The following is a 16,145-nucleotide window of genomic DNA, read 5'->3' on the forward strand; positions in this document are numbered from 1 at the left end:
CGGCATGCGCCCGTCGGTCGGGATCTGGGAGGTGGTGCGAGACATCACGAAACCCCTTCTGCACACGGAGAAGACCTTCGTCGTACGGCTGCGCGGCCTGCCGAGGGGCTGCTGCCCCTGTCGGCACGATGCTCCGGCGGCCGAGGACCCATGGGCGGCCCGGCGACGTTCACCGGCACGTCAGCGCCCGATGCCGTCTATGCAACCGCGACCGGCGGAGGTGCGCGAATCGCGCGCGACGACGGCCGGGGCGGGCCTGCGGTCGAGCGGTCGCCGCAGCGGCGTGCGGCGTCCGCGTTCGCCGCGGGTCTCGGCGATCAGCATGTCGACACAGCCCAGCAGGTCCTCTTCCTGGGCCGCACGGCGGATGCGCTGGGCGGCGCTTCCGTCCGCGAGGGCCGCCTCGGTCAGCTCACGGACGGTGTGCCAGTCTCCCTGGGCCTCCAGCGCGGGCCGCAGCCGGCCGAGCAGGTTCCGCACGACCTGGTGCGCGGGGGCCTCCTGATGGGTCTCGGGGTCGACCAGTGTGCCTTCGAGCCCGGACCGGGCGGCCCGCCATGACGCACCCCGCAGCCACTCGTGCCGGCCGGCGCAGCCGGGGGCGTCGCGCCGGCTGAGCCGTTCGAGAGCCTCGGTCACCAGGGCGCGGAAGAGTCCGGCGATGAGGACGACGGTCTCCGGATGCGGGCAGGCGTCGCAGATGCGCAGTTCCAGCGTGGGCAGATGGGCGGAGGGGCGGACGTCGTAGTAGATCATCCCCTCGTCGCTGATGATCCCGGCCCGCACGAGGTCCTTCACCGTGGCGTCGTACTCGGCGGCGCCCGGGAAGCAGCCGACCGGCCCCGCGGTGGGCCAGCGCTGCCACAGCAGAGTCCGCCAGCTCGCGTATCCCGTGTCGGCCCCCTGCCAGAGCGGTGAACTGGCGGAGAGGGCCAGAAGGACCGGCAACGAGGGCGAGACCTCGCACATGGCCCGCACGGCGGCGTCGCGGTCGGGCACGTCCACATGGACCTGGGCACCGCAGATGAGCTGCTCGTCGGCGACCCTGCGGTACTCCTCGGCCATGTGGCGGTAGCGCGCCTCCGCGGTGGGGGGCATCAGGCCCGCGGGTTCCAGGGGGGCGGTACCGGCGGCGACGACGGCCAGTCCCAACGAGGAGGCGGCCGTGTCGAGCTGTTGTCGCGTCCTGGCGAGGTCGGCGTACAGGTCGTGCAGGGACGTGTGCACTGCGCTGTTGGACTCCACCGTGCACTGATGCAGTTCGGTCGTGAAAGTTCGTCTGGAAAGCCGCCGCAGAATCGCGTCGGCACGCGAAACGAGCCTGCCGCTCTCCACCTCCAGGACGTGGAACTCCTCCTCCACACCGATGCACATGGTCACGGTCGCTCCTCGGGATCCGAGCGCCTGCCCGCGGGGAGGGGGTGACCCGCCCTGGGCGGATGCGGCGATTGCGGCGTTTTGTGGTGTGCTCTGAGTTCCCCTCTTACGGACGGGTAACCACGGCGCTGTGCTCTGCTCAGCTCTCCAAGGCGATCAGTCCGTCCCGCGACCCGATGACGAGCAAGTTGTCCATGGTCAGGAGCGCATTGATCGGAGCACCGACGGGGAGCGCGTGCACAAGCCCGCCCGTCTCTGGCTCCCAGAGGCGAAGCACGCCATCGTGGCCGCCGGTCCGCGGCCGCCAGCTCCCGCGTGCCTTCGCGTCGAACGCCTCGGGCGCACCGCGATCGGCTCCCGGCGGGCAGGCCGCCGTCAGGGCCTCGCCAAGCCGCTTGAAGCGCCGTCTCTCGCCCCGGCGGCCCAGCGGATGCCGGGGCGGCGCGTTGGTTGGAGTATCAGCGGTCGCGGCCCTCAGCCCCGAAACCTAGCGTCGTGAGCAAAGACCAACCGGCATGAAAGGAGGGCTGACGGATGCCCATCCTTGCGTATCACCACAGCCCTGACTGGACCAAGGAGCTCTACCAGGCGACCATCGACCAGGTCATTCCCGACCCGAACAACCTGCCGAACGGGATGATCGCCCACTACGCCGCGCCGCTGGAGGGAGGCGGTTGGCAGGTCGTCGATGTCTGGGAGTCCGCGGAACATCACGACCGCTTCCTTCGCGAACGGGTGATCCCGGCCGCCCAGGAACTCAACGCACCTCTCTTCGAGACCGAAATGACCGAGCTCTACAACTCGCTGCTCGCTTAGCAGCGCTCGCCGCACTGCGTGGAGCTTCCACTTTGGTCCGGGGCACTACTGGTGCCCCGGAGTACCAGCACCTCGATCACGCAGCGTTCACCGCGGCCCCGCCCCTCGGCCGGAAGCGCCGTCGCCACTGATACGGACCTGCACCCCCGCTCCCAGCCCTGCGCCCGTGCCCAAGTGGCGCCCATACGGGGAGCCGGGCCGTGTGCGGTCGCGGGTGGCGATCATCACCCGGCCCGAGGTCAGGGTTTCCGGGTGCGGAGGAAGGAAGCGATCCGCGTGGCAGTGCAGCGCGAGCTGCTCAGCTCGTGGGCGAGTGCGTTTCAGCTGTTCGCGGGTAGGGCTGACCGGAATTTTCCTGGCCCTGAGATACACGACGGTGACGGCGCAGGCGACGGTGAGGTCGGAGCGCCCCAGCCAGCGGCAGCGGCAGCGGCAGCGGCAGCGGCAGCGGCCCAGGCTGCGTATCAGGGCGGCGGCTCGGGCGTAGGCGCCGTCGTAGACGGGTGTGTCGAGGAGTTCGCCGCGGTGGCGGGCGACGGCGGCGACGGGGACGCCGTAGTCGTCGGCGGCCGGGTCCGCGCCGCCTACACCGCCAGCCGGTCGAGCAGCGCTCCCACGGACCGGCACTCCAGGACGTCCTCCTCGGTCACCGGGCGCCCCAGCTCCCGGCACAGCCGGGTCGCCAGGCGGATCGCCGTCATGGAGGTCGCACCCCCGTCGAACAGGTCCTCGTCCGGGTGGACCGGACGGCCGAGCAGTGCTTCGGCGACGGACAGCGCCGTGTGCAGCGGACCGGCCTGGCCGTCGCCACCACCGCCATGCGCCGGGCCCGCGCCGGTGCCGGGCACGGCCACCGGGGCCGCGGCGGCGGGCAGCAGGGCCCGTACGGCGTCGTAGTCCACCTTGTCGTTGGGCAGTCGGGGAATCCGGTCGACGACCAGCACGTGCCGGGGGACGAAGGCCGGTGGGAAAGTGTGCGCGACCGTCTTGGTCACCGTCTCCGCCGAGGGCCGGGTGCCCCCCTCGGCGCTGACGACGGCGCCCAGACCGGTGGCTCTCCCCGTGGCGTCGGTCAGCGCCACGACGGCCGCCCGGCGCACGCCCTCCATCCGCTCGATCGCCGCCTCGATCTCCGCCGGTTCGATCCGGACTCCGCGGATCTTGACCTGCCGATCGCGGCGGCCGACGAAGACGAGCCGGCCGTGCGCGTCACGTCGGGCCAGGTCCCCGGTCAGGTAGACCCGGCGCGGCCGCTCGTCCAGCCGCAGGACCGGGAAGCACCGTTCGGTCTCCGCGGGCATGCCCAGATAGCCGAGGGCGAGGCCGGCGCCGCCGATCACGATCTCCCCGGTCGCGCCGTCCGGGACGGGCCCGTGTTGCTCGTCGAGCAGCCAGACATCGGTTCCCGCCACCGGGCGGCCGATCGGGATCTCCGCGCCGTCCTCGGCGGTGACCCGGTGCATGGTGGTGTACGTGGAGTTCTCCGCGGGCCCGTATCCATGCTGGAGCCGTATCCCCGGATGGCGCTCGCGGCACCGCGTCAGATGGCTCACGGAGTGCCTTTCCCCGCCGGTGACGAGGAGTTCGACCCCTGCGAAGCAGTCGATGTCGTCGTCGACCAGGGCGTTGAAGACCACGGTGTTGAGGATCATCGCGTTGGCCCCCCGCGCGACCGCCGCCCGCACCCGGGGCCCGGTCGGGCGCGCCCCGCCCGACAGCACACAGGCGCCGCCGCGGACCAACGGCGTCCACAGCTCCCAGGCGAAGGCGTCCCACGCGCTGGAGGCGGCCTGGTAGGTCACCATGCGGCCCGGCACCGTGCAGGCGTCGTCGCCGGCCAGCCGCAGGATGCCCCGGTGCGGCGCCACGACGCCCTTGGGCGTACCGGTACTGCCCGAGGTGAAGAAGACACACAGGGCGTCCGAGCCGTCGGCCTCCTCCCCGACCGGGCGCACGTCGTCCTTGCGCGTCGGCGGCGCGGACCGCCCCAGCGCCTCGTCGAGAGTGATCGTTTCCAGCCCTGGGACGGCGGGCAGGTCCCGGTCGGCGACGCACAGACGCAGGGCGTCCAGTCCGGCGATCCGCTCGAAGCGGCCGGGCGGCCAGTCGGGCGGCACCATCGCGTACGCGGCCCCGCACCAGAGAACGCCCAGCAGCAGCCGCACCGTGTCCGGGACGCAGTCGGCCCGCACCGCGACGACGTCTCCGCGCCGCACGCCGCGGCCTGCCAGGAACCGCGCACTGCGACGGGCCCCGTCGACCAGATCGCCGTAACTGGTGTCGGTGCCCTCGAAGCGCAGCGCCACCGCGTCGGGGGCGCGCCGGGCGTGCACCGCGACCCTTTCATGCACCAGTTCGGGCATCTCCCGTCGTGGTCCGGACCTCACGGGCTCCTGCTTTCGCTGGGGCGGTTGCTGCCTCACCACACTGACCTCCCGGGTGACGGTTCCACAGACGGTGCAGCCTGGCCCGGCCGGTTCGAGCACCCGTCGAGTCGACTCCGGCTGGACCGGGCCTCGAAGGCGGAGCACCACGCTCGTCGGGCCGGAGCGGCAGCGCAGCAACGCCGCTCCACCGTCGTGGGGAGGACCGCAATGGACTTGGGACTGACCGACCGCACCGTGCTGGTGACCGGGGCCACCCGTGGCATCGGCCGCGCGGTCGCACACGCCATGGCCGCCGAGGGCGCGCGCGTGGTGGTCACCTATCGCCGGGCCAAGGAAGCCGCGGACCTTCTGGTCGCCGACCTCGGCGGCCCCGACCGGGCACTGGCCGTGCGGTACGCGCTCGACGAGCCGGACTCCCTCGACGAGGCCGTCAGCGAGGCGGCCCGGTGGCGGGGATCCGTGGACGTTCTGGTCGCCAACGCCCACCAGCGGGCGGCCCGCAGGCCACCCGGCACACGGTTCGAGGATGTCCCGTCCGCCGAGTGGGGCGCGTCCCTGAGCCACAATCTGGCCGGCACGGTACGCACGGCACAGCAGGTGCTGCGCGGCATGCGGGAACGCGGCTGGGGCCGGATCGTCCTGCTGTCCTCCCACCTCGCCACCCACGGACGATCCGGTCAGGAGGTGTACGGCGCGGGCAAGGCCGCCCTGCACGGGCTGGCCCGAAGCCTCGCCTGGGAGACGGGCCCGGACGGCGTGCTCGTGAACGTGGTCGCGCCCGGCCTCACCCTCACCGAGGGCGTGTTGGAGGCGCTGCCCGGGGCGGTGCGCGAGCAAGAGCGGGAGCGGACACCCACGGGTCGGCTGTCGGCGCCCGACGCCGTCGCCGCGGCCGTGGTGTTCCTGGCCTCGGGCGCCAACGCCAACATCAGCGGCCAGGTGCTGCACGTCGACGGCGGGCGCTGAGACCCGCGGACCGGACCGAGCGATCAGGAGAGGGCCATGCAGGTACAAGACATCTACCTCGACTCGGTGGGCATGTACGTGCCCGAGACCGTCAGCGCCGCAGACGCTGTGGCGCAGGGTCTCTACGACCCCGGGATGCACGCCGAGACGGGGCTCACCGGTGTGGCCGTGTCACCGGGCGTCTCAGGGCCCGACATGGCGGTCATCGCCGCCGAGCGTGCCCTGGAGCGGGGCGTGCTCGGGAAGGCCGACATCGACGCCGTGTTCCACGCCTCCTGCTTCCACCAAGGTCCGGACGGGTGGTGTGCCCAGACCTATGTGCAGCTGAAGGCCGTCGGCCGCGGGGTGCCCGCGTTCGAGGTGAGGCACGGCTGCAACGGCATGTTCGACGCCTTCGAACTGGCCGTCTGCTATCTGCGGGCGGACGTGGGCCGGGACACCGCGCTGGTCACCATCGGGGACAACCTGGACTCCCCCTTCATCGACCGGTGGCGGTCGGCGCCGTTCCAGCTCATCGGGGACGCGGGCGCGGCCGCCGTGCTCTCCGCGCGGGGCGGGTTCGCGCGCCTGCGGTCGGTGGGATCGCTGCTGGTCCAGGAACTGGAGGAGCTGCACCGGGGCACCGACCCGCTGTTCCCGCCGCCCGCCACCACCGGACGGGCCCTCGACCTCGGCGCCCGGTCGGCGGACTTCTTCGCCACGTACGACCTCGGCGAGTTCAACCGGCTCAGCATCGGCGGGCTGCGCACCCTCGTGGACCGGCTCGTGGCCGAGGCCGGGGCCGACCTCGGCGACATCGCCCGGGTCTCCTACATGAGCGTGTCACGGGACTTCACCGAGCAGCGGCTGATGGCGCCGCTCGGGCTGCCGATGGAGCGGTCCTGCTGGGAGTACGCCGGGCACGTCGGCCACCTGGGTGCCGCCGACCATCTGGCCGCTCTGGACCACCTTCTGGACACCGGGGATCTGGCCCCGGGCGATCTGATGCTCATGGTCGGTCTGGCTCCCGGCCTGTCGATCGGCGGCGCGGTGATCGAGATCGTCGACGCCCCTGCGTGGCGGCGCTGAGCGGCGCACGAAACGGCGCGCGGGCGTTCGTCACCCGGCCGCATCCGCCGGGACCACCACGCATCTCGTATTCGGGGCGCCGCGATCCGCCGTCCCGGGAAAGGACCCCCATGCCGTACTCCAGGCCGCAAGACAGCACGGCGACGCAGCGCGAACCGTTCCACCGCTGGTTCGGCGAACACGCCGGCGCCACCGCCTACCGGGTCAAGGAGGTGCCGCTGGACCAGCTCGACGGCTGGCTGACGGACCCCGCCACGGGCAACCTGGTCCACCACACGGGCCGCTTCTACCGGGTGGAGGGCCTCACGGTGACCGTCCGGGACGACGACGCTCCGGGGCACACTGCCGACGGGCTGCCGGCCGAGCGCAGCTGGGCGCAGCCCATCATCGTGCAGCCGGAGATCGGCATCCTGGGCATTCTCGTCAAACGGTTCGACGGGGTCCCGCATCTGCTGATGCAGGCCAAGATGGAGCCGGGCAACATCAACACGCTCCAGCTGTCGCCGACGGTGCAGGCCACCCGCAGCAACTACACACGGGTGCACCGTGGCAAGGCGGTGCCGTACCTGGAGTACTTCACCGAGCCCGGGCGCGGGCTGCCGCTCGCCGACGCTCTCCAGTCCGAGCAGGGGTCGTGGTTCCTCGGCAAGCGCAACCGCAACGTCGTCGTCGAGACGCAGGAGGACGTTCCGGTCCGCGAGGGTTTCCGCTGGTTCTCACCGGAGGAAATGCGTTCGCTGCTGCGGCTGGACAACGTCGTCAACATGGACTCGCGCACCGTCCTGGCCGCTTGCTTCCCCGCACCCGCGGACGGGCCCGAGGCCGGTGAGGACTCCTTCCGCGGAGCCCTCGCCCGGTCGCTCGCGGAGCCGGACCGCACCACCGCGCTGCTCAGCCGGCTCACCCGCATCAAGTCGGCCCGCTCCATGACCCGCCGTCGCATACCGCTCGCCGAGGTTCCCGACTGGACCCGCGAACGGGACCGCATCGACCGGCTGGACGGCCGCTATTTCTCGGTCCTCGGGGTCCAGGTCGAGGCGGGCGACCGCGAGGTGCCGCACTGGTCGCAGCCCCTGTTGAAGCCGGCCGGCCGCGGCGTCATCGCCGTGGTGACCCGCCGGGTCGACGGCGTGCTGTGGCTGCTGATGAGGGCGTGCACCCAGGCCGGCACCTTCGACGTGGCCGAGGTCGGTCCCACCGTGCAGTGCCTGCCCCGCAACCACACCGACGCTTCGCCCCCGTTCCTCGACCTCGTGCTGTCCGCCCCGCCGGAACGGATCCGGTTCGACACCGTGCACTCGGAGGAGGGCGGCCGTTTCTACCACGCCGAGAACCGCTACCTCGTCGTGGAGGCCGGGGACGACGTCCCGCTGGAGGCTCCCGACGGTTACCTGTGGGCCACCGCGCGGGACCTGACCGAACTGGTGCGGCACAGCCACTACCTCAACGTCGAGGCCCGGTGCCTGCTCACCTGCCTGCTCAGCCTGCGGTGACGGCGCACGGCCGCGCAGCCACCGGGAGACGACGACGCATGCGTCACAGCCGTACGAGTGACGACCCGACAGCCCGCCACACGCCCAGGAGGAACCAGTGACGACGACCGACACGGCTGCCCGGGAGGAGATTCTGGGCGACGTGCACCAGTGGCTGCTGCGCGAGCACGGCGAGACGGTCGACCCCGACCGGCTGCACCACGTCCGCGCGGAAATCGAGCGGATCGTCCGGGAGGGCGTTCCCGGCGCCCTCGTGGAACTCGGCTGCTTCCGCGGAGCGATGACCCTGTGGATCCGCGTGCTCCTGGACACCCTGGGCGACGACCGCCCGGTGCATGTCTTCGACTCCTTCCAAGGTCTGCCGGACACCACCGAGGAGGACGAGATCGTGATGCCGCTGGGCGCCATGGCCGCGGGCATGGCGGAAGTGGAGGCCACCTTCGCGACCTGGGGGCGCACTCCCCCGCTGATGTGTCCGGGCTGGTTCGAGGACACCCTGGCCGAAGGACTGCCCGAGAGCATCGCGTTCGGATACCTCGACGGCGACCTCTACACGTCCACCCAGGTGTCGCTCGTCGAGTGCGTGCCCCGGCTCGCCCCCGGTGGCGCCCTCATCCTCGACGACTACGCGGATCCCGAGGCCAACCCGAGGACGATCGTCAAGTTCCCGGGCGTGAAACGGGCTTGTGACGAGTACTTCGGCGTGCCCTCGCCGGTCGAGGCGCTGCCGGGCAAGGGCGACCTCGCCTACGGACGGTACGTCAGGCCGCTGCGCTGAATGGACATCATCGGCAACGGATTCCTGGCCCGGCACCTGAGGTCCATCGCGCACGGACACCGCGGAGTCGTGGTCGCGGCGGCCGGTGTCTCGGCCGCCCTGCACACCGCGCCGGAGGCGTTCCGGCGGGAGGCGGACCTCGTCCGCGATCTGGTCCACCGCTGCCGGCGCACCGGCGAGAGACTGGTCTTCTTCTCCACGGCGTCCAGCGGCATCTACTCCACGCCCGGGCGGCCCGGCACCGAGGACGGCGAGGTCCGCCCGGCCACCGCCTACGGGCGGCACAAGCACGCCCTGGAGCAGGAGCTGTCGGCGTCACCGGTGGACTGTCTCGTTCTGCGGCTGGCCCACGTGGTGGGTCCCGCCCAGCCGGCTCACCAGCTGCTGCCCGCGCTGGCCGCGCAGATCCGCTCCGGCAGCGTGCGCATCTTCCCCGGTGCCCGCCGCGACCTGATCGACGTCGCCGACGTGGTCAGCGTCGTCGACGCCCTGCTGACCGCGGGCGTCGGCCGGACGATCGTCAACGTGGCGTCGGGGTGCGCCGAGCCCATCGAGCACATCGTGGATCACATCCAGCTCCGGCTGGGCAGGACGGCACGATGGACCTACGGCACCCCGGTCGTCACCCAGGACATCGACATCACCCGGCTGCGCACCCTGGTGCCGGCCGTGGACGCCATGGGCTTCGCCCCTGGCTACTTCCGGGCGGTTCTCGACGCATACCTGCCGTCCCCGCAGCTTTCTGCGTGACTGACCAGTTGGAGAAAGAATGGTTGATGTGATCGTCGCGGGCGGTGGCCCGGTCGGCGTGTTGCTCGCCTGCGAGCTGCGGCTGCACGGCGTCGACGTGGTGGTGCTGGAGAAGGAGCCCGAACCCAGCCCTCACTCGCGGGCGTTCCGGCTACAGCCGCGCACCATGGAACTACTGGACTACCGGGGCCTCGCCGAGAGGTTCCGGCAGGGGCGCACGCAGTGGCCGAAGGCTCACTTCGCCGGCCTGCGGCCGCTTCTGGACCTCGGCGCTCTGCCCGGGGAACACCCCTACTCGCTCCTGATACCGCAGGCCGACACCGAGCGGCTGCTGGCCGGCCGGGCCGCCGAACTGGGCACCGACCTACGGCGCGGCCACCGGCTGACCGGGCTGGCCGAGGCAGCGGACTCGGTCGTGGCGGAGGTGACCGGCCCCGACGGCCCGTACACCCTGACCGCCTCCTTCCTCGTCGGCTGCGACGGCGGCCGGTCCACCGTGCGCCGCCTGGCCGGCTTCGACTTCCCCGGTACGGCGGCGAGCGTCACCGCGCTGCTCGGCGACGTGCTCCTGGACGATCCGGAGCAGTTGCCGACGGGCGTTCCCGGCACCCTGCGCACCCCCAGCGGTCTGCTGATGGCGGTGGCGCTCGAGGATCCCGTGGTGCGGGTCCTCACCACCGAGTTCACCGCGCCCCGCGGCGACACGTCCGCCCCGGTCACCGAGGACGAACTGCGCGCCGCCGTCGAGCGGGTCACCGGGCACACCGTCGACATCAAGGAGAGCCGCTGGCTGTCACGGTTCAGCGACGCCACCCGGCTGGTGACCGAGTACCGCAGGGGGCGGGTCCTGCTCGCGGGGGACGCCGCGCACATCCACTTCCCGATCGGGGCGCAAGGCCTCAACCTCGGCCTGCAGGAGGCCGTCAACCTCGGCTGGAAACTGGCGGCGACGGTACGGGGCGCGGCACCGAGCGGACTGCTGGACACCTACCACCGGGAACGCCATCCGGTGGCACGCCGCGTGCTGCGGGAGACGAGCGCCCAGCTCGCCCTGATGAACCCCGACCCGCGCACCGACCCGCTGCGCGAGATCGTCGGTGAGCTCCTGGCCCTGCCGGCGGCCAACCTTCATCTGGCGGCCCTGGTCTCCGGGACCGACGTCATCTGCGGGGCACAGGACGGCGCACACCCTTGGGTCGGCCGCCCCGCACCGGCGCTGGCCCTCATGTCGGCGGACGGCCGCACCCGGATCGCCGAGTTGCTGCACGAGGGCCGGGCGGTGCTGGTCGATCTCGCCGGAGACCTCTCGTCCCCGGCGTACGCCGCGGAGCTGCGTGACCGGGGCGTCGACGTGGTGCGCGCCGAGGCGGTGGGCGGAGCCGGCGTAGCGGGGCTGCTGGTGCGGCCCGACGGCCATGTCGCGTGGGCGGGGCCGGTCGGCGATCCGCTGCTGCGGCAGGCGTTGGAGACCTGGTTCGCACCCGCTCCGGACGCAACCACTCGCTCCCGGTTCGAAGACCGAGCAGTAACCGACGACAAGAAAGGAACCATCATGGCGGCATTCACGCTTGACGACGCGCGCCGGGTGATGAAGGCGTCCGCCGGCGAGGACGGGACGACGGCCGTCGAGGGCGACGTCCGCGACGCGTCCTTCTCCGACCTCGGCTACGACTCCCTCGCCCTGTTGGAGGCGGCCTCCCTCATCGAGCGCGAATACGGGGTGAGCCTTCCGGACGAGGGCCTGGCGGAACTCGGAACCCTGGGACGGCTCGTCGAGTTCGTCAACGAGCGCCTGGCGCCGAAGGTATGACGTGCGCCGACGCCCCCGCGCCGTTCCCGGGCGCGGGGGCGTCGGCGGGGCGGCCCGCGGGGACGGTGGCGTCAGGCAGTGGCCGACCGCAGGTCCGCGGCCGTGAGCGCACCGGCGCGGGCGAGCCGCTCCAGCAGCGGCACCAGTCGGGCCAGCGTGGGGCGCGTCTCGCCCTCGGCCCGGATGCGCCCGGCGGCGTCGCGCAGCCGGGCGTCCGTGAGCAGGCGGGCGACGGCCTGCCGGATCTGCGGCTCGGTGGCGGTCAGACCGGGCAGGGAGATCGCCGACCCGCCGAGGGCGAACCGCCGGCCCATCTCCACCTGGTCGTCGGCGAGACCGAGGACGAGCTGCGGCAACCCGGCGGCGGTCATCATCGGATTGACGCTGCCCTGGTGGATCACCGCCTCGCTGGTCGCCAGGAGCAGGCGGAGCGGGAAGTCCGCCAGCACCCGTACCGACGCCGGCAGATCACCTAGCGCACGCACCTGGTCGGGTGCGGCGGTCAGCACCAGCTCCGCACCGTGCGCGGCGACGGCATCGACGGTGTGGCGCAGCGCGGGCACCCCCGTACCGAAGATGCCGGAGGCGGAGTTGCCCCAGATCAGCACGGCGCGGGGACGGGCGGGCGGCTCCAGCAGCCAGAGCGGCACCTCGCCCGGTCCGTTGTAGGGGACGTAGCGGACCGGCAGGCGCAGCGCCCGGCCCGCGTCGGGGGCCACCACGGCCGGTGTGGGGTCGATCATGTAGTCGATCTGCGAGCGGTCCCACTCCGGCAGACCGTGCCGGGCGAAGGCGCCCGTGGGGTCGTGCAGTCCGGTCTCCCGGGCCCCGAACATGCCGGGTGAGTGGTAGACCGAGGGGACCCCGCACGCGCGGGCGGCGACGATGCCCTCCAGTGTCATCAGGTCGTGGACGACCAGGTCCGGTGTCCAGCGGCGGACGAACGCGACGGCCGCGTCGCAGTTGGCGCCCATGGTCCTGTCGTACCGGGCGCGGAACGCCCGCTCGTCGGCCTCCACGTCGTAGTCGCCGCCCAGGTGGTCCACCGGAACGCCGGTGACCGGGTGTACGGCGGGCACCGGACCCGCGTGGACGGGGTCGCGCAGCGCGGCGGCGAACCGCGCCATGCGCTCCACGCTCATCATCTCGAAGCCTTCGAGCACCGGCACGGGCGTCAGCCCCGCCTGACTGATCGCCGTCGTCTGGTCGGGAGCGCACAGAACGCGCACCTCGTGGCCGGCGGCCTGGAGCGCCCAGCCCAGCGGCACCATGCAGAAGTAGATGCCCTTCCAGTTGGTCGCAGTGACCAGCACACGCATCTCGGTCTCCTCGTCTCGGGGCCGGGGCGTCAGGCGATGGCGGCGAGCAGCCCGGCGACGGCCGCAGGCGGCTCGCCCGCGTCCGCCGGGACCACGCGGCAGACGATTCCGTGCGCCGCGTGGCGCCGGCCCAGCTCCGTGACGGCCGCCTCGATGACCGGCCGGGCCAGGGCGTGGACGAAGGCGTCGGGGCCGGCCTCGTCCGGCACATAGACCAGCAGGCCGCCACCACGCTCCGTCATGGCCGGCACGGCCGCCTGGAGTGGACCGAGGACACCGAGCAGCCGGGCGCGGACCGCGTCCGCCAGTGCCTCCGCGTCTTCCGGATCGACCGGTGTGGGCACCGCGTCGGTGGCGACCACCAGGTCCACGTCACCGAACGCGCCGCCGGCCTTCAGATGCAGCAACTCGGTCTGCCCCCGGTCGAGTGGGTCGGCCCTGACGGCGATCGCCGCCCCACCGGCCTCCTCGATGCCCCGCACCACCGCTTTGCCCCGCGCGAAGGAGGCGAGGTACTGCACGGCGACCGCCGCACCCTGCCCCGCCAGCTCCGCGGCCACCGCGGCACCCGTCCCGGTCTCGGCGCCCGTGACGACCGCGACCCTGCCCTGCAACGCCATCTCCGTCATGGCGGCGACCGTAGGGTCGTGTCTTCGAGCGCCGTTGGAGGTCCGAGGGAAGTCCGGACGACAGGACGGCCCCCGGGGATTCGACGTGCTCTCGACGCCCGGTCTAGGAGGCCCACCCACGCTGGGAGCCGATCAGGCCCGACCACGGGGAGGCCCGTATGCGCGTGCTGTTCACGACGTCCGACTGGGGCGGCCACTACTTCTGCATGGTGCCGCTGGGCTGGGCGCTCCAGGCCGCCGGCCATGAGGTGCGGGTCGCCTGCCCGCCGCCGCAGGCCGCTGCCGTCGGCCGTGCCGGGCTGACCGCCGTGCCGGTTCTGGACGGACCGGATCTGACCTACTATTCCCGCCTGGTCCGCTATCAGGAGGCGGTGGACGGCGAGAGCAAGGTGCCCGGCCCGCCGGTCCATCCCGTCACCGGGCAACTGGTGTCGGACCTGGCGGAGTTCGACTGCGCGGCGGCCATGGAGCGCTTCTGGCAGGACACGGGCCGCGCTCTGACGGGCAGTTACGACCGCGCGGTGCGGTTCGGCCGGTCGTTCGCACCGGACATCGTCGTCTACGACCTGATGGCACCGGAGGGCGCGCTGGTGGCCCGGCTGGCGGGTGTGCCGTCGGTCTACCACTCCGCGGGGCTGTTCGGCGTGGCCGAGACCGAGCACGTGCTGGAGGCCGGGCTGGAGGATCCCACCGGCTCCTTCGCCCGGCACGGAGCGAAGCCGTTCCACCGGGACCAGATCGAGTACGTCCTCGACCCGTCGCCGGTGCAGGCGCTCCCGCCGCACGGGCGGGCGCGGCGGGTACCGGTGCGCCCGATCCCGTACAACGGCGTCGGCATCGTGCCGGACTGGCTGCTGGAGCCGCCCGCGGGCCGACGTGTCTGCGTCCTGTGGGGGGTGTCCGCGACCGCGATGTACGGCCCGTACGTCCCCGCGCTGCGGCACGCGGTGGAGGCGGCCGTGGACACCGGCTCCGAGGTGCTGCTGGCCGCGACGCAGGAGCAGGTGGCCGCCCTGGGGCCGGTCTCATCACGGGTACGCGTGCTGACCGGGTTCCCGGTGGACCTGCTGCTGCCCTCCTGCGACGCGTTGATCCACCACGGCGGCGCCAACACGGTGATGAACGGCTTCGTGGCGGGGGCACCGCAGTTGTGCCTGGACCTGTCGATCAACAGCCCCGTGTGGCGCGAGCGTGTCGCCGGCAGCGGCGCCGTCGTGGCGCTGCCCGCCCTCGCCGCCACCCGGGAGGAGATCCGGGCGGGTCTCGCGGCGGTCCTGGAGGACGACACCTGCCACCGTGCGGCCGGCACCGTACGGGCGGGACTGGCCGCCCAGCCGGCACCGGCCGAACTCGTCGGCGGACTCGTCGAGTTGGCGCGCACGGGACGGTTCCCGGACTGACCCGCCGCCCGCCGGAGCGGAACCCACCCGCGCTACGCGGCAGCCGCGAACTCCCGGATGGACGCGGCGACATAGTCGATCATCTCTGTGGTCAGCGAGGGATGGACCCCGACCCAGAACGTGCGCTCGGTGATGATGTCCGAGTTGGCCAGGTCGCCGACGACTCGGTGCGGCTGGTCGAGATAGGCGGGCTGGCGGGTGAGGTTGCCGCCGAAGAAGCGCCGGGTGGAAATGTGCCGGGACTCCAGGAAGTCCGTCAGCCCGCGGCGGGTGAACGACGCCTCGGGCCGTACGGTGATGACGAACCCGAACCAGCTCGGGTCGCTGCCGGGCGTGGGAGAGGGCAGCAGGAGTCCGGGCACCCCGTCCAGCCCCTCACGCAGCCGTTGCCAGTTGCGCCTGCGCTTCTCGCCGAACCCCGCCAGCTTGCGCAACTGGCTCAGCCCCAGGGCGGCCTGAAGGTCCGTCGACTTCAGGTTGTAGCCGACGTGGGAGAAGATGTACTTGTGGTCATAGCCCCTGGGCAGCTTGCCCAGCTGGTAGTCGAACCGCTTGAAGCAGGTGTTGTCGTCGCCCGGCTCGCACCAGCAGTCACGGCCCCAGTCGCGCAGTTGCTCCACGATGCGGGCGAGTGCGAGATTCCCGGTCAGCACGCAACCGCCCTCACCGGTGGTGATGTGATGTGCCGGGTAGAAGCTCGTGGTGGAGATGTCGCCGAAGCTCCCGGTGAGCCGGCCGCGGTAGGTGGATCCGACGGCGTCGCAGTTGTCCTCGACGAGGAAGAGACCGTGCTCCTTGGCGAGCGCGGCGATCTCCTCGGCAGGGTACGGGTTGCCCAGGGGGTGCGCGATCATGACGGCCCTGGTCCTGGGCGTGATCGCCTCGGCGATCCGCTCGGGCGTCGTGTTGTACGTGCCCAGCTCGACGTCGACGAAGACCGGGAGCAGGCCGTTCTGAAGGATCGGGTTGACCGTCGTGGGGAAGCCGGCCGCGACCGTGATCACCTCGTCACCGGGGCGGAGTCGGCGGTCGCCCAGGTCCCGTGAGGTCAGCGCGGTCAGCGCGAGCAGGTTGGCCGACGAGCCGGAGTTGGTCAGGTGCGCCTTGCGCAGCCCGAAGAACCGGGCGAACTCACGCTCGAACTTCACGGAACTCGGGCCGGCGGCGATGCGCATCTCCAGCGCCGCCTCGACCAGTGCCATCCGGTCCTCCTCGTCGAGGGACGCGCCCGACGCCCAGATCTCGGTGACACCGGGGACGAACTCCGGCCGCGTGGCCTCCACGTCCTGGTGGTACTTGCGGACCAGTTCGAGGATCCGCGTTTTGCCCTCACCCATGAAACTTCTCTTCTC

At 72.3% G+C, this 16,145-nt stretch carries 14 protein-coding genes; 8 read left to right on the forward strand and 6 right to left on the reverse strand.

What is annotated here, in order from left to right; all coding sequences use genetic code 11:
* Positions 1 to 180 precede the first annotated feature (180 nt).
* Positions 181 to 1,374, reverse strand: a complete 1,194-nt coding sequence (locus ADK36_RS20425) for a carboxylate-amine ligase (RefSeq protein ID WP_048579245.1) — start codon at positions 1,372 to 1,374, stop codon at positions 181 to 183.
* A 537-nt stretch (positions 1,375 to 1,911) separates the two neighbouring features.
* Between ADK36_RS20425 and ADK36_RS20430 the strand changes: the two genes are divergently transcribed.
* Positions 1,912 to 2,193, forward strand: coding sequence for a hypothetical protein (locus ADK36_RS20430; protein WP_053198530.1), 282 nt, complete (start codon positions 1,912 to 1,914; stop codon positions 2,191 to 2,193).
* An 87-nt stretch (positions 2,194 to 2,280) separates the two neighbouring features.
* On the opposite strand, the gene ADK36_RS46385 is transcribed toward ADK36_RS20430, so the two are convergent.
* Both ADK36_RS46385 and ADK36_RS20435 read right to left on the reverse strand, forming a co-directional pair.
* On the reverse strand, positions 2,281 to 2,820 hold the full coding sequence (locus ADK36_RS46385; protein WP_338060785.1) for a hypothetical protein: 540 nt from the start codon (positions 2,818 to 2,820) through the stop codon (positions 2,281 to 2,283).
* Positions 2,778 to 4,556 (reverse strand): non-ribosomal peptide synthetase, encoded by a 1,779-nt coding sequence (locus ADK36_RS20435; protein ID WP_048579098.1) that lies wholly within the window; start codon positions 4,554 to 4,556, stop codon positions 2,778 to 2,780. The genes ADK36_RS46385 and ADK36_RS20435 overlap by 43 nt, the downstream gene beginning before the upstream one ends.
* Positions 4,557 to 4,787: 231 nt before the next feature.
* Here ADK36_RS20435 and ADK36_RS20440 point away from each other — a divergent pair, with 231 nt between their 5' ends.
* From ADK36_RS20440 to ADK36_RS20465, 6 genes are all read left to right on the forward strand, one after another.
* Positions 4,788 to 5,546, forward strand: a complete 759-nt coding sequence (locus ADK36_RS20440) for an SDR family NAD(P)-dependent oxidoreductase (protein ID WP_048579099.1) — start codon at positions 4,788 to 4,790, stop codon at positions 5,544 to 5,546.
* Between the two features lie 36 nt (positions 5,547 to 5,582).
* Positions 5,583 to 6,614: a ketoacyl-ACP synthase III family protein gene (locus ADK36_RS20445; RefSeq protein WP_048579100.1), complete on the forward strand. Its 1,032-nt coding sequence runs from the start codon at positions 5,583 to 5,585 to the stop codon at positions 6,612 to 6,614.
* 110 nt (positions 6,615 to 6,724) lie between these two features.
* Positions 6,725 to 8,107, forward strand: a complete 1,383-nt coding sequence (locus ADK36_RS20450; protein ID WP_048579101.1) for an NDP-hexose 2,3-dehydratase family protein — start codon at positions 6,725 to 6,727, stop codon at positions 8,105 to 8,107.
* Between the two features lie 97 nt (positions 8,108 to 8,204).
* Complete coding sequence (locus ADK36_RS20455; RefSeq protein WP_234329813.1) at positions 8,205 to 8,885, forward strand: TylF/MycF/NovP-related O-methyltransferase; 681 nt, start codon at positions 8,205 to 8,207, stop codon at positions 8,883 to 8,885.
* The gene (locus ADK36_RS20460; RefSeq protein WP_048579102.1) at positions 8,886 to 9,635 is read left to right on the forward strand and encodes an NAD-dependent epimerase/dehydratase family protein; all 750 of its coding nucleotides are present in this window, start codon (positions 8,886 to 8,888) and stop codon (positions 9,633 to 9,635) included. It begins immediately after the preceding gene.
* A gap of 19 nt (positions 9,636 to 9,654) precedes the next feature.
* Positions 9,655 to 11,445, forward strand: a complete 1,791-nt coding sequence (locus ADK36_RS20465) for an FAD-dependent monooxygenase (protein ID WP_048579103.1) — start codon at positions 9,655 to 9,657, stop codon at positions 11,443 to 11,445.
* Between the two features lie 71 nt (positions 11,446 to 11,516).
* Here the strand turns inward: ADK36_RS20465 and ADK36_RS20470 are convergent, their stop codons facing one another.
* Positions 11,517 to 12,764 (reverse strand): nucleotide disphospho-sugar-binding domain-containing protein, encoded by a 1,248-nt coding sequence (locus ADK36_RS20470; RefSeq protein ID WP_048579104.1) that lies wholly within the window; start codon positions 12,762 to 12,764, stop codon positions 11,517 to 11,519.
* 29 nt (positions 12,765 to 12,793) lie between these two features.
* Positions 12,794 to 13,393, reverse strand: coding sequence for an SDR family NAD(P)-dependent oxidoreductase (locus ADK36_RS20475; RefSeq protein ID WP_053084608.1), 600 nt, complete (start codon positions 13,391 to 13,393; stop codon positions 12,794 to 12,796).
* 158 nt (positions 13,394 to 13,551) lie between these two features.
* Here ADK36_RS20475 and ADK36_RS20480 point away from each other — a divergent pair, with 158 nt between their 5' ends.
* Entirely contained in the window at positions 13,552 to 14,793 is a 1,242-nt protein-coding gene (locus ADK36_RS20480) for a nucleotide disphospho-sugar-binding domain-containing protein (protein ID WP_048579105.1), read from the forward strand.
* Between the two features lie 32 nt (positions 14,794 to 14,825).
* On the opposite strand, the gene rfbH is transcribed toward ADK36_RS20480, so the two are convergent.
* The gene (gene rfbH, locus ADK36_RS20485) at positions 14,826 to 16,130 is read right to left on the reverse strand and encodes a lipopolysaccharide biosynthesis protein RfbH (protein WP_048579106.1); all 1,305 of its coding nucleotides are present in this window, start codon (positions 16,128 to 16,130) and stop codon (positions 14,826 to 14,828) included.
* Positions 16,131 to 16,145: the final 15 nt, after the last annotated feature.

It is taken from the genome of Streptomyces viridochromogenes, from assembly GCF_001270495.1.
Classification (GTDB): domain Bacteria; phylum Actinomycetota; class Actinomycetes; order Streptomycetales; family Streptomycetaceae; genus Streptomyces; species Streptomyces viridochromogenes_A.